This window comes from Marivirga sp., assembly GCF_024636815.1.
GTDB lineage: Bacteria > Bacteroidota > Bacteroidia > Cytophagales > Cyclobacteriaceae > Marivirga.
Map to the genome: position 1 here is coordinate 1 of NZ_JAGXGF010000055.1, position 22,213 is coordinate 22,213.

Annotated in this window: 18 protein-coding genes and 1 pseudogene; 7 read left to right on the top strand and 12 right to left on the bottom strand. The window is 34.5% G+C overall.

The features are described 5' to 3' along the window. Window positions 1-379: 379 nt before the first annotated feature. Entirely contained in the window at window positions 380-1,249 is an 870-nt protein-coding gene (locus Q0L29_RS04145) for a flavin reductase family protein (protein WP_296619340.1), read from the top strand. 44 nt (window positions 1,250-1,293) lie between these two features. Here Q0L29_RS04145 and Q0L29_RS04150 read toward each other — a convergent pair whose 3' ends face one another. After that, a complete protein-coding gene (locus tag Q0L29_RS04150) occupies window positions 1,294-1,728 on the bottom strand; it encodes a hypothetical protein (protein ID WP_296619341.1) in 435 nt (144 codons plus the stop codon). A 100-nt stretch (window positions 1,729-1,828) separates the two neighbouring features. On the opposite strand from Q0L29_RS04150, the gene Q0L29_RS04155 reads away from it, so the two are divergent. Further along, window positions 1,829-2,239 carry a hypothetical protein gene (locus tag Q0L29_RS04155; RefSeq protein ID WP_296619343.1) on the top strand — a complete coding sequence of 137 codons (411 nt, stop codon included), beginning with the start codon at window positions 1,829-1,831 and terminating at the stop codon, window positions 2,237-2,239. A gap of 54 nt (window positions 2,240-2,293) precedes the next feature. Here Q0L29_RS04155 and Q0L29_RS04160 read toward each other — a convergent pair whose 3' ends face one another. Next, window positions 2,294-2,839, bottom strand: a complete 546-nt coding sequence (locus tag Q0L29_RS04160; protein WP_296619344.1) for an acyl-CoA thioesterase — start codon at window positions 2,837-2,839, stop codon at window positions 2,294-2,296. Between the two features lie 143 nt (window positions 2,840-2,982). Between Q0L29_RS04160 and Q0L29_RS04165 the strand changes: the two genes are divergently transcribed. Beyond that, a complete protein-coding gene (locus Q0L29_RS04165) occupies window positions 2,983-3,747 on the top strand; it encodes a hypothetical protein (protein ID WP_296619345.1) in 765 nt (254 codons plus the stop codon). A 183-nt stretch (window positions 3,748-3,930) separates the two neighbouring features. On the opposite strand, the gene Q0L29_RS04170 is transcribed toward Q0L29_RS04165, so the two are convergent. Next, window positions 3,931-4,326, bottom strand: coding sequence for a TerB family tellurite resistance protein (locus Q0L29_RS04170; RefSeq protein ID WP_296619347.1), 396 nt, complete (start codon window positions 4,324-4,326; stop codon window positions 3,931-3,933). 283 nt (window positions 4,327-4,609) lie between these two features. On the opposite strand from Q0L29_RS04170, the gene Q0L29_RS04175 reads away from it, so the two are divergent. Then, a complete protein-coding gene (locus tag Q0L29_RS04175; RefSeq protein ID WP_296619348.1) occupies window positions 4,610-5,824 on the top strand; it encodes a bifunctional alpha/beta hydrolase/OsmC family protein in 1,215 nt (404 codons plus the stop codon). Window positions 5,825-6,269: 445 nt separating this feature from the next. After that, window positions 6,270-8,057, top strand: coding sequence for a sodium:solute symporter family protein (locus Q0L29_RS04180; protein WP_296619349.1), 1,788 nt, complete (start codon window positions 6,270-6,272; stop codon window positions 8,055-8,057). Here Q0L29_RS04180 and Q0L29_RS04185 read toward each other — a convergent pair. Then, window positions 8,041-8,361, bottom strand: a complete 321-nt coding sequence (locus Q0L29_RS04185; protein ID WP_296619350.1) for a DUF962 domain-containing protein — start codon at window positions 8,359-8,361, stop codon at window positions 8,041-8,043. The genes Q0L29_RS04180 and Q0L29_RS04185 overlap by 17 nt on opposite strands. A gap of 234 nt (window positions 8,362-8,595) precedes the next feature. On the opposite strand from Q0L29_RS04185, the gene Q0L29_RS04190 reads away from it, so the two are divergent. Continuing rightward, window positions 8,596-10,626, top strand: a complete 2,031-nt coding sequence (locus Q0L29_RS04190) for a S9 family peptidase (RefSeq protein ID WP_296619352.1) — start codon at window positions 8,596-8,598, stop codon at window positions 10,624-10,626. Window positions 10,627-10,740: 114 nt separating this feature from the next. On the opposite strand, the gene Q0L29_RS04195 is transcribed toward Q0L29_RS04190, so the two are convergent. From Q0L29_RS04195 to Q0L29_RS04215, 5 genes are all read right to left on the bottom strand, one after another. Next, a complete protein-coding gene (locus Q0L29_RS04195) occupies window positions 10,741-12,081 on the bottom strand; it encodes an AarF/ABC1/UbiB kinase family protein (protein WP_296619353.1) in 1,341 nt (446 codons plus the stop codon). A 2-nt stretch (window positions 12,082-12,083) separates the two neighbouring features. Further along, window positions 12,084-12,734: a TetR family transcriptional regulator C-terminal domain-containing protein gene (locus tag Q0L29_RS04200; protein WP_296619355.1), complete on the bottom strand. Its 651-nt coding sequence runs from the start codon at window positions 12,732-12,734 to the stop codon at window positions 12,084-12,086. 166 nt (window positions 12,735-12,900) lie between these two features. Continuing rightward, window positions 12,901-13,824: an isoaspartyl peptidase/L-asparaginase family protein gene (locus Q0L29_RS04205; RefSeq protein WP_296619356.1), complete on the bottom strand. Its 924-nt coding sequence runs from the start codon at window positions 13,822-13,824 to the stop codon at window positions 12,901-12,903. A 235-nt stretch (window positions 13,825-14,059) separates the two neighbouring features. Further along, window positions 14,060-15,379, bottom strand: a complete 1,320-nt coding sequence (locus tag Q0L29_RS04210) for a sugar porter family MFS transporter (protein WP_296619358.1) — start codon at window positions 15,377-15,379, stop codon at window positions 14,060-14,062. Between the two features lie 179 nt (window positions 15,380-15,558). Next, a complete protein-coding gene (locus Q0L29_RS04215; protein ID WP_296619359.1) occupies window positions 15,559-17,433 on the bottom strand; it encodes an amidophosphoribosyltransferase in 1,875 nt (624 codons plus the stop codon). Between the two features lie 280 nt (window positions 17,434-17,713). Here Q0L29_RS04215 and Q0L29_RS04220 point away from each other — a divergent pair, with 280 nt between their 5' ends. After that, window positions 17,714-19,639 (top strand): tetratricopeptide repeat-containing sensor histidine kinase, encoded by a 1,926-nt coding sequence (locus Q0L29_RS04220; RefSeq protein ID WP_296619360.1) that lies wholly within the window; start codon window positions 17,714-17,716, stop codon window positions 19,637-19,639. Here the strand turns inward: Q0L29_RS04220 and murI are convergent. From murI to Q0L29_RS04235, 3 genes and pseudogenes are all read right to left on the bottom strand, one after another. After that, window positions 19,626-20,438, bottom strand: a complete 813-nt coding sequence (gene murI / locus Q0L29_RS04225; RefSeq protein ID WP_296619362.1) for a glutamate racemase — start codon at window positions 20,436-20,438, stop codon at window positions 19,626-19,628. The genes Q0L29_RS04220 and murI overlap by 14 nt on opposite strands. Window positions 20,439-20,489: 51 nt before the next feature. Then, window positions 20,490-20,945 (bottom strand): hypothetical protein, encoded by a 456-nt coding sequence (locus Q0L29_RS04230; RefSeq protein ID WP_296619364.1) that lies wholly within the window; start codon window positions 20,943-20,945, stop codon window positions 20,490-20,492. Between the two features lie 73 nt (window positions 20,946-21,018). Further along, window positions 21,019-21,810, bottom strand: a pseudogene (locus Q0L29_RS04235) (cation transporter). Between the last annotated feature and the right edge of the window lie 403 nt (window positions 21,811-22,213).

The following is a 22,213-nucleotide window of genomic DNA, read 5'->3' on the forward strand; positions in this document are numbered from 1 at the left end:
TTCTTTAGTTCTTAATTCATTTTCATTAAAGTATCCTAAAAATACATTTCTATAAAATACTCTCCAAATTCCATTTCCCATTTCCAAAGCGCCAATATATTTTCCTTGTAATGATGCAGATAAGTATACCCAATTATATGACCCCCATCTTTGAGAATCTTAGTAAAAGCCTCTGTGCAACTTTGTGGTTAAAGTATCAGTAGCCTTTGGCTACGCTTTGTTTTCTTTTTAATCTTTTATGATGGAAATATATATTTATTTTTAGCATTGGGGAGTAGGATTACGGTATAAGGCTTAATTAAACTTAGTTTTATTAATTTGAGCGATCGACTAATCATAAATCTCTTGAATATTCAGAAAACTTTAGCAAAATTCGGGCATGAGTTATAAAGAAGTTGACCCGAAATCTATAAAAACCCCAGAATTGCATGGCTTATTATTGGGGGCAATAGCACCCAGACCTATTGCTTTTGCCAGCACAATAGACAAAGAGGGAAAGGTGAATTTAAGCCCTTTCAGTTTTTTCAATGTTTTTGGAGCTAATCCACCTATTTTGATTTTTTCACCTGCCCGAAGAGGAAGGGATAACACCACCAAGCATTCTTATGAAAATGTGAAAGAGGTTGCAGAAGTAGTAATTAACATTGCTAATTATCCAATGGTAGAGCAAATGTCATTGGCTTCCACGGAATATGATAAGGGCATAAACGAATTTGTAAAAGCAGGATTTACCGAAGCAAAATCAACCAAAGTAAAGCCACCAAGAGTGGCGGAATCCCCTGTGGCATTTGAATGTAAAGTAAATCAAATAATTGAAACTGGAGAAGATGGAGGTGCAGGCAACCTTGTGATTTGTGAAGTGATCCATATCCACTTGAATAAAGGAATTTTAGATGAAAATGGGAAAATTGATCCTTTCAAATTGGATCCCATTGGCAGATTGGGAGGCAATTGGTACAGCCGTTCTAAGAATGCATTATTTGAAGTGGAAAAGCCGCTGCAAAAACTTGGTATTGGAGTTGATGCCTTACCTGAAGAAATTAGAAACAGCACTATTTTAACTGGAAACGATTTAGGAAAATTAGGGAATATTGAAAAAATACCTGATGAAGAAGAGTTGAATGGAATTTCGATCCCAGACCGTTATCAAAAAAATAAAAAAGATTCCAATGAACTGCATCTGTTAGCTCATCAATTATTGGAAGAGAATAAATTAATGGAAGCCTGGAAGGTTTTAATGAAGGGATAATAAAATTTAACACTTATGTTCAGACAATTACCTGAAGGCGATATTTAAAATGGATACTTTTCAATTTTCAAAATCCCCTGACTATTTTTAACTGCATGAGCAATACAAAATGGACGAGATGCTACATTTAATCCATTTAAACTTAATTCTAACTTGTCTTCTGAAATTTCATCATGTAAAAAGTAATAAACTTCGGTTGTTCCAAATTTGGTATGTGGTACTAAATCCGCATGCTTTTTTATTTCCGACCATAATGTATCTTCAACGGAAAAAGCATAAACTCTAAGCACAGTGCCGGTATTATTTTCATTTCTCTCAAAGGCCAATTCTTTAAAATCACCTTCTAAAGAATTAACGTTTTCTGATGAAAAGAGGGAATAAAAAATTAACCCAACAATAACTACCGAAATTAATAATATTAATTTTTTCATCCTTTTTTTTTCTTTTATCCGAACGGTTTCAATAATATTGCCGCCCATGTAGTAAACATATCAAATATAAACTTTAAGATTATTAAAATTTTAGTTTATTTGATCTATATATTAAATTAAAACATGTTAAACTTTTAAAATTAATTAAATGAGATTTGAAACCAAAAACAACCTTGGAAGAGTGATTTGTAAGACAGAGTATCAAAAAGAAAACAATTGGATTTTTTGCGATTGGGAAGGTTATGCTAATGTTGATGCCATTAAAAGTTGGGGACTAGAATTTGCTGATTTGGTAAAAAAAGCAAAATGCCCATATTTATTAAATGATGATAGTAAATCTACTGGCCCCTGGACCCAAGCAATGGATTGGATTGAATCAGTACTGATACCAAAAGTTATAGAGTCGGGTTTAAAATACTATGCTCATGTAGTATCTCAAAATACATTTTCAGAAATGTCTGCAAAAGAATTAAACATGAATATAGGTGGGCATTTGGAAATGGCTACTTTTAAAAATTTAGATGATGCAAAAGAATGGTTGAAATCTAAGCAATCATAAACCCCTATTTTAAAAAAGTAAGCTTTTTAATAGGGGAAAAGCTTACTTTTTTTTCTATATATGAACTTCACAACGCTGACCTGATATTAATTCTTTCTGTTTCTCAAAAGTAAATGCTGATTTTTCAGCTTCCATTTGTTCCTGATATCCCTTTCTTAATTGTTTTCTTTTGACAGCTTCTGCAAATCTCCTAACATCATCTTTTGAGTTTAAAATCAAAGAAGGAACCGTCATCAAACTTCCATCTTCATTTTTGGCTACCATAGTGAAATAACTAGTGTTGGTGTGCTTTACCAAACCTGATTTAACATTTTCAGCTATCACTTTTATGCCAATAATCATACTGGAATTCCCTACATAATTTACTGATGCCATCATTGAAACCAATTCTCCCACCTCCACGGGCTGAAGAAAATCTACATTATCAACTGAAACGGTCACACAATAAGCTCCACTGTGTTTAGTAGCAGTAGCATATGCAACTTTGTCCATCAAAGAAAGAAGAATACCACCATGAATTTTGCCTCCAAAATTAGCGTAGGAGGGAATCATTAATTCAGTAATGGTTGTTCTTGAATTTTGGGCTGATTTGGCTTTCATGTGTTTATAATTGTTCGAAATTCGAATATACTTATTTTTTAAAGAAAGTATAACATAATCCCACCACTCAACAATAATGAATATCGTTCGTTATTCGAGCAAAATATACTTAATAAAATCATCTTAAGGAAAATAGGTATTTCATGCATTTCAAAAAAATCGTACTTTCTATTCTAACATTATTATTTTCAACCAACCTTATATCTCAAACTACCTTGAATCAAGCCAAGCATTTTTTTGAAAAAAGAACTGAAGTAGTTCAGGACGGTAAAGCTAATACTGAGAATATTGACAAAGCCATTGAACTTTTTAAACAAAGTAATCAAGAGCCGGAAAAAACTATAGGACTTTTAAAAAGCTATGAGTATAAAGCCTCCTGGACGAATGTCTCTAAAGAAGGAAAAAAAGAACTTTATAATAAAGCTATTGAACTAGCTAAAAATAAAATGAATGAATATCCTAAAAATGGGGCTATTGCCTATTGGCATGCTGCAAATTATGCTCGTTGGGCAGATTTAATTGATATAACAAAAGCAGCTCAAGAAGGCGTGCTGGATGAAATTAAAAATTTGGCTGAAAAGGCAATTGAATTGGATGAAAACTATAATCAGGCAGGTGCACTAAGGTTATTGGGAGGTTTACACCTGGAGGCTCCAAATATCCCATTAATAATTTCCTGGCCATCGAACGATGAAGCTCTTCGTCTTTTACAAAAAGCTTATAAAATTGCACCTCAACATCCCGCCAATGCATATTTGTATGCAAAAGCTTTACATGTTTTAGAAAAAGATAGAAAATCCAGGAGAATTTTTAAAGATTTGATTAGAAGGGAAGAAAGGGAAAATTATTTTTTAGTAGATCAAAAATACATCCAAAAAGGAAAGGAATATTTTGAGGAAAATTTATAAGTTCAGTCTTACAATGAGTTTTTAGTAATAATATACCTATACGCTACAATAGCTTTTTCCCATTTCTTAAGTTTTGTCAAATCCTTTTTGGCTAAACTCGGCAATATAATTTTGTTAATTCTTGCTAGAATTTTAAAGAAATATTTTTTCATAGAGAATAAAAGCCCCATAAAAGGGGCTTTTTTATCGTGTAGAATATTTTCTTAGTCTGGTTTTTAATTCTTCTCTGTCACTTGTAATGCTTGGATCACTGTAGATACTTTTTGAAAGTTCTGCAACAGATTTCTTTTTATATCCTAGTTTTTGCGCTACATCCTGACAGAAGACAATTTCACTTTTATATACTTTACCATCGATTTTCATTAATTGAATGATATTATATAAATATTCAAATCTTTGATCTTCTGATAAAGTATCTAAGTTTTTAATCGGTTCCGGATTTTTCATCATCAGATATATTTCATCTTCTGAAATTCCATTAGCCTTGCCAATTTTCTCTATTAAGTTCGCTTCTTTATCTGCCAGCTCGTTATCAATTGTGGCTAATTTAATTAAAATTTTTAGCTGTTCTTTTAACATGGTTTGAGTTTTAAACTTTTTAGTTTTAGTATCTTTCTATGGTATTTAATAAAGGGTAAATATCATTAAATTCTGACAAATAGCATACGATCCATTTATTAAACGCATCTAAAGTTAATAATACTTTTGAAAAATCACATTTTTTTATCGGCTAATGTAATTATTCTATACATTTTTAAGTAAAATTTTGATGTTCGCCATCTGTCATTTAGATTTTTTCTTGTACCAATTCAGATTGATTTTCCTAAATTGAGAATAAATCCAATTTCTACAAATAGAATTTATGAAAAAAGAGAAAATAAATTTTGAAGGATCTCTTGGTGATCAACTCTCCGCTGAAATTCATTTCCCGGCTGATGACTTACCTCACAATTACGTCATTTTTGCACACTGCTTCACATGCAATAAAAACTTAATCGCTGTTCAAAATATTATTCTAGGCATGACCAAAAAAGGTTTTGCAGTACTGAGTTTTGACTTCACAGGATTAGGTCAAAGTGAAGGCGATTTTTCTGACACAAATTTCTCTTCCAATATTGAAGATTTAATTAAGGCATCTGAATATTTAGAAAAAAATCATAAAGCTGCAACTATGCTTGTGGGACATTCACTAGGGGGAGCAGCCGTTTTAATGGCAGCAAGTAAAATAGATTCCATTTCTGCTGTGGCTACAATAGGAGCGCCATCTCAACCCGATCATGTACTACACCTTATTGAAGATGGAAAAGAAAAGATTAAAAAAAATGGTGAAGCAGAAGTAAATATTGGAGGTCGGCCTTTTAAAATAAAAAAACAGTTCCTGGATGACCTTCAAAGCAAAGACAATCTCAAAAAAATAAAGGACTTAAGGAAATCCATATTGATACTGCATTCCCCACAAGATCAAACTGTTGAAATATCGAATGCAGCTGCTATTTATGAAAAAGCGCATCACCCAAAAAGCTTTATTTCTCTGGATGGAGCTGACCACTTATTAGGTAATAAAAAAGACTCTTTATATGCAGGGGAAGTTATTGCCACTTGGGCAAATCGATATGTTGAAAAACCAAAGCAAAATAAAATATCTACAAAATCACAAACAGTAGCATTTATCGGAAATAAAGATCAAAAATATACTACTCAGATAGTGGCTGAGGGACATCATTTAGTAGCTGATGAACCAGAAGAAGTCGGTGGGAATAATTTCGGCACCTCACCTTATGGATTGCTTACTGCAGCATTAGCTTCATGCACGGCTATTACCTTGCGTATGTATGCTAATAGAAAAAAATGGGATGTGGATGAAATATTGGTTCATGTTGATCAAGACCAGCGTTATGATAAGGACAGTGAAGATTGTGAATCTGAAAACAGCAAAATCACTTTCTTTGATAGAAGCATTGAAATAAAAGGAGATTTGGACGAAAAACAAAGAAAACGTCTAATAGAAATAGCCAATAAATGCCCGGTTCATAAAACGCTAGAAAGTAAAATTAAAATAGAAACTGAGGAGAAATAAAATTGAACCACAAAAGAAAACAAAAGAACAGCCAAAGGCTGTGAAAAATTAACCACGGAGTTTCTCTAAGAATTTCACAAAGGACACAGAGGGGGAAGTTAAAAGCTATTAAATAGTTCCAGCTATTGTAAACTTCCCAGCTCCTACCAATATTACTTAAAAGGGTTATTCTAAAATTTTCATTGTTGGACTGACCCTATAATCTTATTCAAAAAGTGCTATTCTTGACTTAGATTGAAAGTTCTAGGATAGTAATTAAAAATTACATTTATAGCACAAACTAGAAGCTTGATCTTTCTCAAAAATAATCTTGATTATTTTCTAATGTGTTCTTTTACCTCTTTTGTGGAGATCAGATATTTTTATTCTTTAAAGTTCTCTTCTTTGCATTTCAGGTGGAATTAAAATTCTTTTCTATCTTCAAGCAAAATTTTAGCGCTCCATTATGATTTTAAATACCATTGACTGGGTAATCCTGATTGGATTTTTACTTATTTCATTAGGAATAGGATTTTGGACTTCAAGAAAAAACAAAAGTGCTTCCGAGTTTTTTGCTGCCGGGGGTAAAATGCCTTGGTGGCTTTTGGGTGTTTCCATGGTGGCTACCACTTTTTCTACCGATACGCCCAACTTAGTAACCGATATAGTTCGTCAAAATGGAGTTTCAGGAAACTGGGCCTGGTGGGCTTTCCTACTTACCGGTATGTTAACGGTTTTCGTTTATGCTGGGCTATGGAAAAAATCGGGTGTATTAACCGATGTGGAATTCTACGAATTAAGATACTCTGGTAAAGCTGCTCGCTTCTTAAGAGGATTTAGAGCCATTTATTTAGGCCTTCTTTTCAATGTAATGATAATGGCCTCAGTAAGTTTAGCAGCCATTAAAATTGGAGGTGTATTATTAGGCTTAAGCCCTGTACAAACAGTTGTAATAGCAGGAATCATAACTGTAGTTTACAGTAGTTTGGGCGGATTAAGAGGTGTTTTATTTACGGATTTTCTGCAATTCTTTTTATCGCTAGGAGGTGCTTTAATAGCCGCTTATGTTGCATTAAACCATCCAAAAGTAGGCGGTTTAGATAATCTATTGGTCCATGAAAATGTAGTGGATAAACTTTCCTTTTTCCCTTCTTTCTCTAATCCTGAAATGTGGGTCATGCTTTTAATTATTCCACTATTAGTACAATGGTGGAGTACCTGGTATCCCGGAGCTGAACCAGGAGGTGGAGGTTATATCGCTCAGCGAATGTTTGCTGCCAAAAATGCTGATCATTCCATAAAAGCGGTACTATTTTTCAATGTTGCCCATTATGCTATCCGCCCATGGCCCTGGATCATCGTAGCCTTATGTTCTATAATCGTCTTCCCGGATCTGGATAGTTTTGCAAAAGCCTTTCCTGCAGTAAACTCTGGAGTAGCCACTCATGATATGGGTTATCCGGCAATGCTAACTTTTATACCTGCAGGATTATTAGGATTGGTGGTCACTTCATTAGTAGCAGCCTATATGAGCACAATTTCTACTCACTTGAATTGGGGTTCTTCCTATTTAGTAAATGATGTTTATAAAAGATTTATCAATCCTAAAGCTTCAGAAAGTAAGCAAGTTTTACTTGGTCGTCTTTTAACAGTGGTTTTGATGATTTTCAGTATGCTGATGGCTTTGGTTTTAGAAAATGCCTTACAAACCTTTGAAATTCTATTACAAATAGGTGCCGGTACAGGTTTAATCTATATCCTTCGCTGGTTCTGGTGGAGAATAAATGCCATTAGTGAGATTGTAGCTATGGTTGTGAGTTTTCTACTTGCATTATATTTTGCCTTTGCAGATCAGCCCTTTGGATTTGAGAAGCTATTATCATGGCAGAAATTAATTATTGGGGTAAGCATTACAACAGTAAGTTGGGTAGTGGCTAGTTTTACAACTGAAAAAACTACTGACGAACAATTAGCAAACTTCTTAAATAAGGTGAATCCGGGAGGGCCGGGATGGAAAAAAATCATTGCCAGATTATCTGCCAAAGGCTTAATTCAGCCTAAAAGTCAGAAATGGAAAGTACCAACTGGAATCATTTGCATGATAGCTGGAAGCATGGGAGTTTATGGATTTCTATTTAGCACGGGTCTATTTATCTATGGCGAAATTTTAAAAGCAAGTGCACTTCTAGTATTCAGTATCCTATGTGGTTTTGTGATTTTCAAATTATATCCTAAGATTATTGCTGAGGATTAATAGGCTGTTTCCCAATCAAAATCTGGAAGAACATCTTAAAATCCGATGCTAAACTCCAAAGTGGGTAGGTGAAAGTTGCAGGTTTATTTTTTTCGTAAAAGAAATGCCCTACCCAAGCAAATCCATATCCCACTACTGGAATTAATGCAAGTCCCCAATACGTCTGGGTAATTAGAGCCCAAGCTAAAATAGCAAACAATAAGCCTGTGCCTGTAAAATGTAGCTTTCTACAAGTGGGATCTTGGTGTTCACTTAGGTAGTAAGGGTAAAACTCATTAAAGCTTTTGTATTTTCTCTCTGGCATATTTCTTTCTTTACAACAGTAATTTAAGAAATTTTTAATAATAATTTCAAATCACTGCCTTTGCTAACAGGTTAAAATAATAAAGAATTTATCAGAATAAATTTCAGAATGGAGAATGACAACTAAAGTATAATCTCAAAATTGATTTTTTTTCATGAAATCACACCACTAATATAAATTCCGCTTATCATTCCTTATAAATTCATAAATTGAGTTATAATCAAATTAAAAATTATGAAAAAATATATAAGTCTCTTTCTAGTCCTATTTTTTATAGTGACAGGATTGCAAGCTCAAGAAAAAACAGCATTGGAATATATGGATGTTTTTGATTTACAATATGTAGGTGACCCGCAAATTTCACCGGACGGAAATAAAATCATCTATGCTAGAAATCAGTTTGATGTAATGACTGACCGAAAATACACTAACTTATGGATGATCGATTTTTCTGGGGAAAACCATGTTCCAATTACTTCGGGAAAATCAGGTTACAGTCAACCGACTTGGTCACCAGATGGCAAGAAATTAGCATATGTTTCTGCAGAAGAAGGAAGTGCACAAATTTTTGTTAGATGGATGGAGACAGGCCAAACAGCCTCTATCACTAACTTAACCAAAGGTCCTGGCAATATTATCTGGTCACCGGATGGGAGTTATATTGCTTTCAATATGCGCATCCCAAAAGAACAGGAAAGCTTTGGGAAATTTCCTTCGCCACCAAAAGGTGCTGATTGGGCATCTCCGGGAAAAGTAATAGAAGAAGTTTCATATAAAGCAGATGGTAATTTTTCTTTTTTAGAGCCTTCCTACAATCACATTTTTATCGTCTCTTCTGAAGGAGGTGCTCCTCGTCAGATCACATCTGGCGACTATGATCATGCTGCTCCATCCTGGACTGCTGATAGTAAAAATTTAGTATTCTCTGCCAATCGCTCAGAAAATGCCGATTTGGAACCAAACAACACCCATATTTTTAAATTGAATATTAATACGCAAGATTTAACTCAGTTAACAAAAGGAAAAGGACCTCATAAAAGTCCGCTTGTTTCTCCTGATGGAAAGTCAATTGTTTATCTAAGTTTTGAAGACCGCTTTGTAGGATATCAATTGGATCATGTTTTTGTAATGGATATAAATGGCGGAAACGTAAAAGAACTGGATCATGGTTTAGATCGTGATTTTAAAAATTTCACCTGGGCGAAAGACAGCAAAAGCTTATTTGCTTATTATGATGATCATGGAATTGGCGTATTAGCGAATTTGAAATTAAATGGAAAAGCGGTGACTATTACCCAAGATATTGGAAATGGTTCATTCGGTAGACCATATGCTGGTGGAAGTTATAGTATTGCTGAAAATGGAAGATATACATATACAAAAGCTAATACTCAAAGGCCTGGAGAATTATCACTTGGTCATTACCCGACAAAAATGGCGAATATGACCATTACTAATTTAAACGGTACCTTCCTTCAGAATAAGAATATCGGAAAAGTAGAAGAGGTTAATTTCAAATCTTCATTTGATGATAAAAATGTTCAAGGCTGGATCGTTTATCCTCCAAATTTTGACGAAAATGAAAATTATCCATTGATTTTAGAAATTCATGGAGGACCGCATTTAGCTTATGGCCCTCATTTTAGTCCGGAATTACAATTAATGGCTTCTAGAGGTTTTGTAGTATTATATACAAACCCAAGAGGAAGTACTACTTATGGTGAGGATTTTGGAGGCTACATTAATCATAATTATCCAAGCGAAGATTATGATGATTTGATGTCAGGAGTTGATATGATGGTTGAAAAAGGTTTCATCAATGAGGATAGATTATACATCACCGGTGGTAGTGGCGGTGGAGTACTCTCGGCTTGGAGCATAGGAAAAACGGATCGTTTCAAGGCTGCAGTAGTGAGCAAACCAGTAATTAATTGGTATAGCTTTAGTTTGACTGCAGATGGTTATAATTATTATCCGCAATATTGGTTCACAAAAAAACCATGGGAAGATCCCCAGCAATATTTGGAGCGATCGCCAATTTCTTTGGTAGGAAATGTAACAACTCCAACCTTATTGGTAACGGGTGAAAATGATTACAGAACTCCTATGAGTGAAACAGAGCAATATTATGGAGCTCTGAAATTGCAAGAAGTAGAAAGTAAAATGGTGAGGATCCCTGGTGCCGGACATGGAATAACAGCCAGACCAAGTAATATGATACGCCACGTGGCTTACATCACTGGTTGGTTCGAGAAATATGAGTAGTAAACTTAAAAACCCTATCCAAAGGATTTTGGATAGGGTTTCATTAATTTAGAATTTCAAAAAAATAGGGTAACTCTCGTTTATCTATTCAAATCCATTTAATATTATAAACTATTAGGCTACTTTCTCAGTTCTTCCATTTAACCATTCAGGCTTAGTGATTTTCACTTCAGCATCTAATTGGTTCAACATATTATATAGACCAAAATAAGTACGATTAACATACAATCCGTGTCTTGATCCTCTGGCTCCATTGCTGTTTCTCACTTCCTTCATATTGGAAACTCGTTCTCCCATGGCATAGATCTCTTCAAAGAAAGCATTATTGCCAAAGTTAAAAGTATCATATTGGAAAGGCTTGCTTAGCATACCAATCATCTCTAGAAATACAGTACTGAAAATTTTTCTTTCCGCTGGCGAGTCCTTTTCGTGAAAGAAATCCAATGCTTTAAAGCGTTTGTCGATTTCATCCTTATCCTGCATGAAACCGGGCTTTAACAAACTAAAGTAATTCTCATAAAAATCATCCGGAATTTCCTTTATACAGCCAAAGTCAATAATCCCCATGGTTCCATCATCCATAAACATAAAGTTACCCGGATGCGGATCGGCATGTACTTGTCTTAGTTCATGAAATTGAAAATTATAAAAATCCCACAGCGCCTGTCCAATCTTATTTTTTATTTCCTGAGAAGGGTTGGTTGCTAAAAATTCTTTTAGGTGAACTCCATCTAACCAATCCATTGTGATGACTCTATCTCCAGATAAATCTTTATAATATTTAGGAAAATATAAGCCATCTATTTTTCCAGCCATGGCTTCAGTAATTTCTTTAGAACGGTATAATTCCAGCCCGTAATCGGCTTCTTCCATAAGCTTCCCTTCTACTTCACTCATATAATGATCTAGTTCCGCATTACTCATATTAAACAAGCGGGTCGCAAATGGTCGTACTAGTCTCAAATCAGAACTAATACTATCTGCAACGCCAGGATATTGAATTTTCACTGCATAAGTTTTACCATCCTTCGTAGCCTTATGGACTTGTCCCATTGATGCTGCATTAACAGCATTTTTGGTAAAAGTATCAAAAATAGCATAAGGACTTTTGCCTAACGTTTTCTGGAAGGTCTTCACCACCAAAGGATAAGATAATGGCGGAGCACTATATTGAGACATCGTGAATTTTTCTTGATAAGCAGGAGGCAATAAATTTCTGTCCATGCTCAGCATTTGTGCTACTTTTAGAGCACTTCCTTTTAGCTCACTTAGTGATCCGTAAATATCTTCTGCATTATCCAAATCCAATTGCGTACGATCCATTTTAGGATTGAAAGCTTTCTTAGAATAATGTTTTATATAGTTCCCTCCTACTTTGGCCCCAGTAGAAACAAATTTGCTGGCACGCTGAATTTTAGAAATAGGTATTCGGGATTGTTCTTTTCTTTCGCTCATGATTATCGGTTTTGGAATATAAATTTGGCAAAATCAAACATTGAATCTAATGGACTTTTACCCATCAAATCGTAAGAAACATTTACAGCTTTCTCAATAGCCGCATCTGTTTTCTCAAAATCATTGCTGTCATCATTTGCCCAAAACTGAAGGATAAATAGAGTTTGAATCCACAAACCTTCTGCGTAGCGATCACCAATTACAGGCCTATCTATTATTTCTTCAGTCTCTTTTCCCTGCAATAAAATTTCATCAACAAATTTGTGAAAATGCTTTTTGAAGGCATCTAAGAAAGCTGGTTTCAAATCTCCTTTTCTCATTTTCTGCAAATCCATCATTGCAAAAGAACGATTGGTTTTCAATACTTCAATCAGAGTGAAATATAAAGCCAATAATTTCTCTCTTGAAGAATACTCTACAAAAGTTTCCTCAGCGTGCAGGTTTTCAATGGTTTCCTTCAAGAAATCAGCCCAAATATGCTTTTGTAATGCTTTGAAAGAATTAAAATGATTATAAAAATCTACTTCTTTCATTTTCAAATCCTTAGCGAATTTGTAGACAGATGCAGGTTCTTTCCCGTGTTCCAAAACAAAGTCAATATAAGCTTCCTTTATTTTTGAATCGATTGGTTTTGCTGTTTGCTTTTTTGCCATAAGTCAAATTGTAATTATGATGATGTAACAGCCTGACAATAGGAAAGGTTTAAGGAAATGGAAAGTAAATGAGGACAAGGCAAGAGCACGAGCTAGGAAGCTCATTCTAGCTTTCATTGCTGGCTCGAAACTCCCATTGCTGGTCCGATCTTCCCAGCTAGTACAATTATTTATAAATATAAGTTTTCAAGGCCAAATCAGAACCTACAGCTCCTCTGTACATTCCTTCTGAGTTGAAGCTAAATTCAAAATTACCAGTAGAATCTAAAGCAATTAAACCTCCTTCTCCTTTCATTTCAACCAGTTTTTTCATGACTACTTGTTCGCAAGCTTCTTTTAATGAAAGGCCTTTATATTCCATCAAACAAGAAACATCGTATGCTACTACGGCTCTGAGAAAAAATTCCCCATAGCCTGTGCAAGAAATGGCACATGTATTATTATTGGCGTAAGTCCCACTTCCGATTACGGAGCTATCTCCTATTCTCCCGTATTTTTTATTGGTTAAACCACCCGTAGAAGTTGCGGCTGACAAATTACCATCAATGTCTAATGCAACTGCTCCAACAGTGCCAAATTTTTTATCGGAATCATGATCAAGCAAAACTTTCCCCTCACCTTTTGCTGCTAACCATTGCTCTTTCCGAAATTGAGTTTGAAAATATTCATCGGCTACTTTTTCCAGTTTTTGATTATCAGCATATTCTTCTGCACCATGCCCTAACAGATAAACAAAATCATCGTCAAAGAGAATGGATTTAGCTAACTGAATAGGGTTTTTGACATTTTTCACACCAGCAATTGCTCCTGCTCTCAATTTTTCACCCTCCATGATAGAGGCTTCCATCTCATTTTGACCATTATGAGAATATACCGAGCCTTTACCCGCATTGAAAAGGGGACTATCTTCCATTAAACTCACAGCAACAGTTACTGCTTCAATTGCAGTTCCTTTTTTATTTAAGATATCTTGCCCAGCTTCCAGAGCTGCTCTAAGTGCTTCATGATAGGCATCTTCCTTTTCAGAAGTCATGTTTTTTCTAAGGATAGTGCCAGCACCACCATGAATGGCTATTACAAATTTTTTCATTTTCTTGATTGTAATGTCTATAAAATTAGAGTTGAGTGTATAGAATAGAACACTCATTTTTAAAGAATAACTTCCTGACTAGATGGGCTGGAGATTCTGCAACTCAAACTTTTTAACTTCCAATTGAGGTATTGGCTTTTGAGTAAGACACAAAATCTTGAAATGTTTTAATTTTTTCACATTCAATAATAATATTTTTCGTAATGAATGTCAAACCATTTTTTGAGCTTCAATCCTATTTTATATCTTCCAATTCCCTTCCTTTAGTTTCTGGCATAACGAAAATTACCCATAATAATTGCACTACCATCATAGAAGCAAAAAACCAAAAAATAGCAGATGACCCAAAGGTACTGGCAAAATAGGGGAAGACATTAGCAATAATGGCTGCAAACAGCCAATGGGTAAAACTACCGATTGACTGACCGTGAGCTCTTAACTTATTTGGGAAAATTTCTGCTATAAAGGCCCAAATTATAGATCCACTTCCTACTGCATGAGCTGCAATGAATAAAAACACGAAAAAAGGTAGCAAGTTAGAAGGGATTATATCGCCACTAAAACTTATTGCCATTAAGCTTAAAGATATTAAATATCCTGCCGAGCCCAAATACAGCAAAAACTTCCTTCCCATTTTATCGATTAAATACAAGCCAATCATAGTAGCTATCACATTGATAAAGCCAATACCCATAGTGGAAAGTAAGCCATTTTCAGTACTTATACCTGCTGACTCAAAAATCCTTGGGGCAAAATAGATGATGGCATTGATGCCAGATAATTGATTAAAGAAGGCTATCAAAATCGCCATGAAGGTGAATTTGAAATATTGCTTTTTGAAAAGTGCGAAAAAGCCCTCTTTCCGTTCCATTTTCGCTTTTTCTTTTTCAATATTTTTGATGATTCGATCTACATTTTCCGGATCTGTCTTGGTTAAAATAACCCGAGCCTCGTCATAATCATTCTGATTGGCTATAAGCCACCTTGGACTTCTTGGCAATCGAATACTTAATAAAGAATATAGCAATGCAGGAATGATTTCAACTCCTAACATCCATCTCCAACTACTTTCTAAATCAGCTAAGGCTATTAAATAATTGGAGAAATAAGCAATCAAAATCCCTAAAACCACATTGAATTGAAAAAGAGCCACTAACATTCCTCTTTTTCCAGCAGGAGCAATTTCGCTAATATACATAGGCGCAATTACAGAAGATGCACCAACTCCCAGGCCCCCAATAAACCTGAAAAACATAAATGTATTTACATCCGGAGCAAGGGCTGAACCCAAAGCAGATACTGTAAAAAGCACCCCTATAAGCAAAAGCATGGGTTTTCTTCCAAATCGATTAGCTGGATAACCAGCTGCCAATGCACCCATGACAGTTCCGTATAAAGCTACGGCAATTGAAAAACCATGCATCCAATCTGATAATTGCCAGATTTCTTGAATTGCTTGTTCTGCCCCAGAGATAACGGCAGTATCAAATCCAAATAGAAAGCCGCCCAGAGCAGCCGTTAACGAAATGAAAAATACGTATGAGTTTTTGAACATCCTTTCCTATTCAATTTGCAATTGCTAAAAATAGGAAAGTAATTTGAGAATGGGAAGTAGACAGGTGTTGAAGTTTTGAGGTGTTAAAGTGTTGGAGATTTGAGATTTTGGCACGTGACTCACTTCAAACCGAGACACCCAAGCACTTATTAACCCAAACACTTCTACACCTAAAAACCCTAATAAGCCCTTACTTCTTTTCCTTCCATAAAGTTGACAAATGCCTTATTCACCACTCTATTTCCTCCTAGCGTTGGGAAGTCACCCGTAAAATACCAATCACCTAAATGCTCTGGACTCGCTTTATGTAAATTTTCTACCGTTTGGTAAATCACTTCCACTTCTGCTTCTATAGTGTCTACTTTTACCAATTCGGCTACTTTCTGAGAGATTTGCTCATAAGTAAAAGGTGCAAAAACATCCTTTACATGATTTTCAGAATTATCACTGTTTAAGCACTTTTGATATGCCTCTTCTAAGATATTTTCTTGCTTGGTTTCCTTAATAAGAGCTAAAACTGCTCTGAAGGCAATAAAATCCTTCATTTTACTCATATCAATGCCATAACAATCAGGGAAACGAATTTGAGGTGCAGAAGAAACAATGATAATTTTCTTAGGCTCCAATCTATCTAGCATTCTTAAAATACTTTTCTCTAAAGTAGTCCCTCGAACTATAGAGTCATCAATTACCACAACCGTATCAACTTTCTTTTTAATTACCTCATAAGTGGTATCGTAAACATGAGCTACTAAATCATCTCTGTGCTGATCATCAGTGATAAAAGTTCTTAGTTTAGCATCTTTAATCACTAATTTCTCGACCCGCGGACGAAATGACAATAATTTTTCAAGCGCTTGATCATCTTCACGTGTACTTCTCAATTCCTTCAGCTGCCTTTTTGCCAAATGCTCCTCCATCCCTTCCATCATACCTAAAAAGGAGGTTTCAGCTGTATTTGGAATATAGGAGAAAACCGTATTTTGTAAATCATAATCAATTGCCTCCAATATTTTAGGGACCAAAAGTTTACCCAATTTTTTACGCTCTGCATAAATTTCAGGATCAGAACCTCTAGAGAAATATATTCTTTCAAAGCTGCATGATTTACGCTCCAATGGTTCAATGAATTGTTCCATTTTATAATCTCCTTTAGTATTAATCACTAAAGCATGTGCAGGTTTGATTTCCTGAATATCTTGATAATTAACATTAAAAGCAGTTTTAATAGCCGTCTTCTCAGAAGCTACCACTATCACTTCATCATCAGCATAGTAGTGCGCTGGTCTGATTCCAGAAGGGTCTCTAGCCACAAATGCATGGCCTGCTCCAGTGATCCCTGCCATAGCGTATCCGCCATCGAAATCACGGCAAGCACGCTGCAATACCTGCAACATATCAAGCTTTTCCTCAATTATATGGGTGATTTCAGCATTTGTATACTCATCCTTATGCTCTTCAAAAATTCTTTGATTTTCTTCATCCAGGAAGTGACCGATTTTTTCCATTACAGTTACAGTATCCACTTTTTCTTTTGGATGCTGTCCTAGCTCAGTCAAAATATCAAATAATTCTTCAACATTGGTCATATTGAAATTTCCTGCCACCATCAAACTTCTGTTTTTCCAGTTGTTTTGACGTAACATTGGATGGCAATTTTCTATAGCATTTTGCCCGTGAGTACCATATCTTAAGTGACCTAACCATACCTCACCTGTAAAAGCACAATTTTCTTTTAACCATTTTTCTTGATTGTACCACTTTCCACCTGCTTTCTTGGCCTTTTTATATTTCTTGGAAACCTTCTTAAAAATATCAGTAATAGGTTGGTTATCAACTGAACGATATCGGCTTATATAACGATGTCCTGGATCAACATTAAGCTTGACATTTCCCACTCCTGCTCCATCTTGACCACGATTATGCTGCTTTTCCATCAACAAGTAAAGTTTGTTCATGGCATAAAGCGGACCATATTTATCTATAAAATATTGTAGTGGCTTTCTTAAGCGGATTAGGGCTATTCCGCATTCGTGTTTTATGCTATCGCTCATGAGTTTTTACTTAAAGTGTAAAGTTAAGTGTATTATAATTGATGTTCAATGTTTTTCTTTGAATAAGACCACAACTATAAATAATCCAAGTAAGATATTCGACAGAAGTATGGGTTTATTGGGATGAATTTCCTTAATTGGCAAGGGTTAAGTTTGAAAATAGTCCTATTTTTGGATTTACCTTTTTGATGCTCACTGTTTCAAACCAAAACGTAAACTAAGCAAAGAAGTGATAAAAGCCTTTTTAATACATATATTAATAATTTTTTCAACTGTATCCTTGGGATTTACCCAAGTAATTTCATTCGATTCTTTAAATCAATATTACCAATACGAGTTAAAGAAAGAGAATAAAACTAATGTCAATAAAGAATCATTAGTTAAAAAAACTGAAGATTTCTCAATTTCAAAAATCTCAAACTTTTCTCAATTCAAAAGTTCCTTAGAACTAATTGCTTTGATTGACAGAAACAAAGAAAATGAAGTAGGGGTTCAGCTTGTTTCGAAAATAATTCCACAAACAAAGTCCGTTGATGAATTTCAAGCTTTTTTATACATCAAATTAGCGCAATTTTATAACAGGCTTGGTGAAAATATATCTTCATTAGAGTGTTATTTAAAAGCATCTTCCATATTAGAAAAATTAAATCAACATTCTTACTTAGCTTATACTTATTACAGAATAGGGAGAATTAATTTAAATGGTTGGAATAATGCCGTAAGTATAAAGTATGCTAAGAAAGGCTTAAAGGCCTTAAATAAAATTGACAAATACAACAAAAATGATTCCTTATCACTTTTGGGTCTGCATGAAGTAAACGGCATCGCATATAGAAGAATTGATAAGTTTGAGGAGGCATTAATAAATATTGAAAAGGCTGTGGAATTATCTAAAGCACTCAATGACTCTGTTCGGTATGCTTTAAATAATGGAAATAAAGCTACCATCTATTATGAAAAAGGAGATTATAATCTAGCCATCCCTTTACTTCAGAAAGATTTTGATGCTAGTATTAGTTCTGGCATTTACAATAGTGGTATGAATGCCCTTATTTATTTAAGCTGGATTTATATGGAAATGGACTATAAAGATTCATTGCATAACACATTTCTAAAAATGCAAGAAATCATAGAAAAGTATCCTATAACAAACCCAAAGTCAAAAGCAGAATATTTAAAAGTGGGAGCTAAAGTTTCAGAAATAAAAGGTGATACTGCCAAAGCCAATCAATATTTAAGAGGTTATATTGAACAAGATAAAATTCGCGACTCTATCAAACTAAGCAATGATGTAGCCAGCTTGCATGAACGGCACTTGATGGAACAAGAAATCAGCAAGTTAGAATTACTTCAAAACACTAATGAACTTCAAGCCTCTCACCTAAAATTAAGGACTGCCCTGTTGATAATAATAGCGATAGCTTTATTGGTAGTCTTGTGGTATGTTTTTATGCTCAGAAATAAAAATAAGAAAATAGATAAATTGAATGAATTACTGGAGGCCAAAGTATCAGAAAGAACAGCTCGTCTGACGGAAATTAACAAGGAATTGGATACTTACTTATATCGTGCATCTCATGACATAAGAAGACCTATTAGAACGTTATTAGGTTTAAATAATATTGCACAGATCAATTCTGATCCAGAGCAAATGAAGCAACTGTTTAGCAAAGTTCATAGCACCGCATTAAGCATGGATAAAATGTTATTCAAACTTCAAATGGCCTACGAACTTAATAATTCATATGGAATTGAGAAAGTTGAAATTGAAGAGTTAATAAAAGAGTGTATTAATGATATGTCGCTGGAAATCAAAGAGCATAATGCTAATATTACAGTGAATATCAGTGAAAAGGCAGGATCTATTAAAGCTAATAAGGCATTACTTAGAATTGCGCTGGATAATATATTAGAGAATGCCTTGCTTTACCAAAGTGAAGAAAATAATGAAATAGAAATTTTTACTGATATCGGAAATTACTTTTTCTACCTCCATGTGAAGGATAGTGGCTTCGGAATTCCTGAAAAATATTATGAGGATTTATTCAAGCCTTATTTCAAAATCAGCAATAAAACACAAGGTTCAGGCTTAGGTCTATTTTTGGCTCATAAAGCTATTTCATTTTTAGCGGGGGAAATCTCCATTAGCTCAACTATAAATCAAGGCTCTCAATTCACCCTAAAAATCCCGATTAATCCCAAATAGGGAACTTCTCTAAATGCACTTCCTCATGGAAGAAGATTTTGGCAGAGGCTTCAAAAGAGGCAGTAATGTCCGAAACTAAAAATCTATCCTTTTTTATTTTAGATTCTGATAAGAGATTATACTCCTTTAAGAATTCTTCTAATCTTTTTGCTACTATAGTGGCTGAATCTAAGATATCTACTTTTCCATCATAGAATTTATTAATCTCGTTTTTAATTAAAGGATAGTGCGTACAGCCTAAAATCAAAGCTTCAATCCCCTTTAATTCTTCATTATGAAGATATGCTTCAATAATATCGTGACTAATCCTATTTTCAAAAAAACCTTCTTCTATCATGGGTACCAAAAGCGGAGTAGCTAAACTTTTTAATTCAATGCTTGGATTAAGTTGTTTAAGCTTTGATTCATATGCATTGGAATTCACAGTCTGCTTAGTACCGATCAGCCCGACATTTTGATTGCTGTAGTTTTGTGATACATGCTCCACTACAGGATCAATTACATTAAAAACTTTAGCTTTAGATCCCACATATTCTCTTACCAATTCAAATGCTGCTGATGAAGCAGAATTACAAGCAATCAGTATTAATTTACAGCCTTGCTGTAATAATACATCGGTTACTTTTATGCTATAGGCTTGAATAGCAGCAGCGGACTTGTCTCCATAAGGCAAATGGGCAATATCACCAAAATAGACCATGCTTTCATTGGGCATTAACTCCTTCACTTTATGTGCCACCGTAAGCCCACCAATACCTGAATCAAAAATCCCTATAGGTGCTGAATTATCTTTATTCATATTGCAAAGATGGAAAGTTGTTGGAATAAATGAGAAAGTGAAGGTAATTTTCTACTTTTTAAAGGCTATTTGTCTTCCCTCTTTATTTGCTTGATTATCTTTGTAAGCACCTACACTAATCCCAATAGCCATACCAAAACCAAGGCCCAAACTCATAAAAGCTAAATTATCCAGTGCTAGTGCAGCTAAAATCCCGATTGGTAATCCAAAAACCGCCATTCCCAGAACAATCCATAAGAATGTATAGTGATTCTCAGAAACTAAATTAAGTTCCTTTTCAGTAATTTTTAAAATTTCTTGAATTGACTTTTGAATCTGCAAAGGCAGTGCTGATTTAGATTGAATTTTATTGAGTCTATCAGTTTCGACATTAATTACATTTAAAACTGATTCACTTATCTCCTTTTCATTCAACGCCTCAAGTAATTGTTCGAATTTTAAAACTCGTTTTTTAAGCAAACTATTTTGACTCTCCTGATACTCAGGATTCAAATTATTTATAGGCATTAGTGCATGTGTTTTATAAAAAAATAAATTCGGCTAAATAATCTTTCAAACTATAATATCTTTTCAAATATTATTATTTCCCCAGCTTTAATATTCTTAATGCCCCTTGAATTACCAAAACAAAAACGATGGTTCCAATAATTAAATCTGGGTTATTGGAATTTAACCAATTCACTAAAACTCCAGCCGTAATCACCCCCAAATTTATAATCACATCATTGGAGGTGAAAATCATACTGGCCTTCATGTGTGCTTCTTCACTTTTAGATTTCTGAAGCAAAAGCAAGCATACTCCATTAGCAATTAAGGCTAGAATAGATACGACAATCATGGTATTGAAATCCGGAAGCTGCTCTGTAGCAAAAAATCGTCTTAAGACTTCAGTAAATCCGATTACAGCTAATGCTATTTGAAAATATCCTGCTATACGAGCAATTCTCTTTTTTCTAATCAGTGTTTTACCTACTGCTAATAAACTAATTCAATAAACGAATGAGTCAGCAAGCATATCCAAACTATCAGCTATCAAACCCATTGATTTAGAAAGCCAACCGGTTGTCATCTCAATTATAAAAAAAGAGAAGTTAATAATGAGAACTGACCAAAGTATCTTTTTTTGATTCGAACTATCCTCAAATTCATTTTCCTCAGTCTGCTCGCTAGAAAGTTTCCGACCGCCTAAATCCAACTCAAGAATCGAGTCTTCTAATTGCTTACTTTCACCTTTATGGAATACCGCTAATTTCCTATTTGGAATATCAAAATCTAAATGTTCGATACTTGAATTATCTTGCAGCTTCATTCGGATAAGATTCTCTTCCGAAGGGCAATCCATTTTAGTTATCTCAAATATGGTTTTTTGCATCTGCAATTTGCTTTGTAAATCTAGGTATGACTAAACTATATAAATCAAGCCCAATTAAAAAACAAAACAGGATGTAAAAGCAAAAGCATAGCTAAAATAGAAAAGACTATTATAATCGGAAGTGCCCATTTCACCCATTTTACACAAGGAATTTTAGCTAAGGAAAACTCTCCTATTGTTACTCCCGAACTGGGGACTACAATGATTGAATCTAAAAACAAAAACCCTTGACATTCAGAAATATCAAGGGTTAGATATAATATTATTAACCTGAGTTCGATTCTAATTTAGGATTCAGAACGCCTGTAAATAGTGAGTTTCAACTAAAAATTCTGAAGCAATAGCGGGCTATTGTAAGGAATTTTTAGGAAGAAAATCGCTGTTTAGAGGTGGGATAGGAAAA

What these genes read in the sequence shown, in the direction of transcription:
- Q0L29_RS04165 (WP_296619345.1), top strand. Translation starts at nt 2,983, where the DNA reads ATGCATTTCAAAAAAATCGTACTTTCTATTCTAACATTATTATTTTCA.
- Q0L29_RS04160 (WP_296619344.1), bottom strand. Translation starts at nt 2,839, where the DNA reads ATGAAAGCCAAATCAGCCCAAAATTCAAGAACAACCATTACTGAATTA.
- Q0L29_RS04200 (WP_296619355.1), bottom strand. Translation starts at nt 12,734, where the DNA reads ATGGCAAAAAAGCAAACAGCAAAACCAATCGATTCAAAAATAAAGGAA.
- Q0L29_RS04195 (WP_296619353.1), bottom strand. Translation starts at nt 12,081, where the DNA reads ATGAGCGAAAGAAAAGAACAATCCCGAATACCTATTTCTAAAATTCAG.
- murI (WP_296619362.1), bottom strand. Translation starts at nt 20,438, where the DNA reads ATGAATAAAGATAATTCAGCACCTATAGGGATTTTTGATTCAGGTATT.
- Q0L29_RS04190 (WP_296619352.1), top strand. Translation starts at nt 8,596, where the DNA reads ATGAAAAAATATATAAGTCTCTTTCTAGTCCTATTTTTTATAGTGACA.
- Q0L29_RS04145 (WP_296619340.1), top strand. Translation starts at nt 380, where the DNA reads ATGAGTTATAAAGAAGTTGACCCGAAATCTATAAAAACCCCAGAATTG.
- Q0L29_RS04170 (WP_296619347.1), bottom strand. Translation starts at nt 4,326, where the DNA reads ATGTTAAAAGAACAGCTAAAAATTTTAATTAAATTAGCCACAATTGAT.
- Q0L29_RS04230 (WP_296619364.1), bottom strand. Translation starts at nt 20,945, where the DNA reads ATGCCTATAAATAATTTGAATCCTGAGTATCAGGAGAGTCAAAATAGT.
- Q0L29_RS04155 (WP_296619343.1), top strand. Translation starts at nt 1,829, where the DNA reads ATGAGATTTGAAACCAAAAACAACCTTGGAAGAGTGATTTGTAAGACA.
- Q0L29_RS04185 (WP_296619350.1), bottom strand. Translation starts at nt 8,361, where the DNA reads ATGCCAGAGAGAAAATACAAAAGCTTTAATGAGTTTTACCCTTACTAC.
- Q0L29_RS04150 (WP_296619341.1), bottom strand. Translation starts at nt 1,728, where the DNA reads ATGGGCGGCAATATTATTGAAACCGTTCGGATAAAAGAAAAAAAAAGG.
- Q0L29_RS04215 (WP_296619359.1), bottom strand. Translation starts at nt 17,433, where the DNA reads ATGAGCGATAGCATAAAACACGAATGCGGAATAGCCCTAATCCGCTTA.
- Q0L29_RS04210 (WP_296619358.1), bottom strand. Translation starts at nt 15,379, where the DNA reads ATGTTCAAAAACTCATACGTATTTTTCATTTCGTTAACGGCTGCTCTG.
- Q0L29_RS04180 (WP_296619349.1), top strand. Translation starts at nt 6,270, where the DNA reads ATGATTTTAAATACCATTGACTGGGTAATCCTGATTGGATTTTTACTT.
- Q0L29_RS04205 (WP_296619356.1), bottom strand. Translation starts at nt 13,824, where the DNA reads ATGAAAAAATTTGTAATAGCCATTCATGGTGGTGCTGGCACTATCCTT.
- Q0L29_RS04175 (WP_296619348.1), top strand. Translation starts at nt 4,610, where the DNA reads ATGAAAAAAGAGAAAATAAATTTTGAAGGATCTCTTGGTGATCAACTC.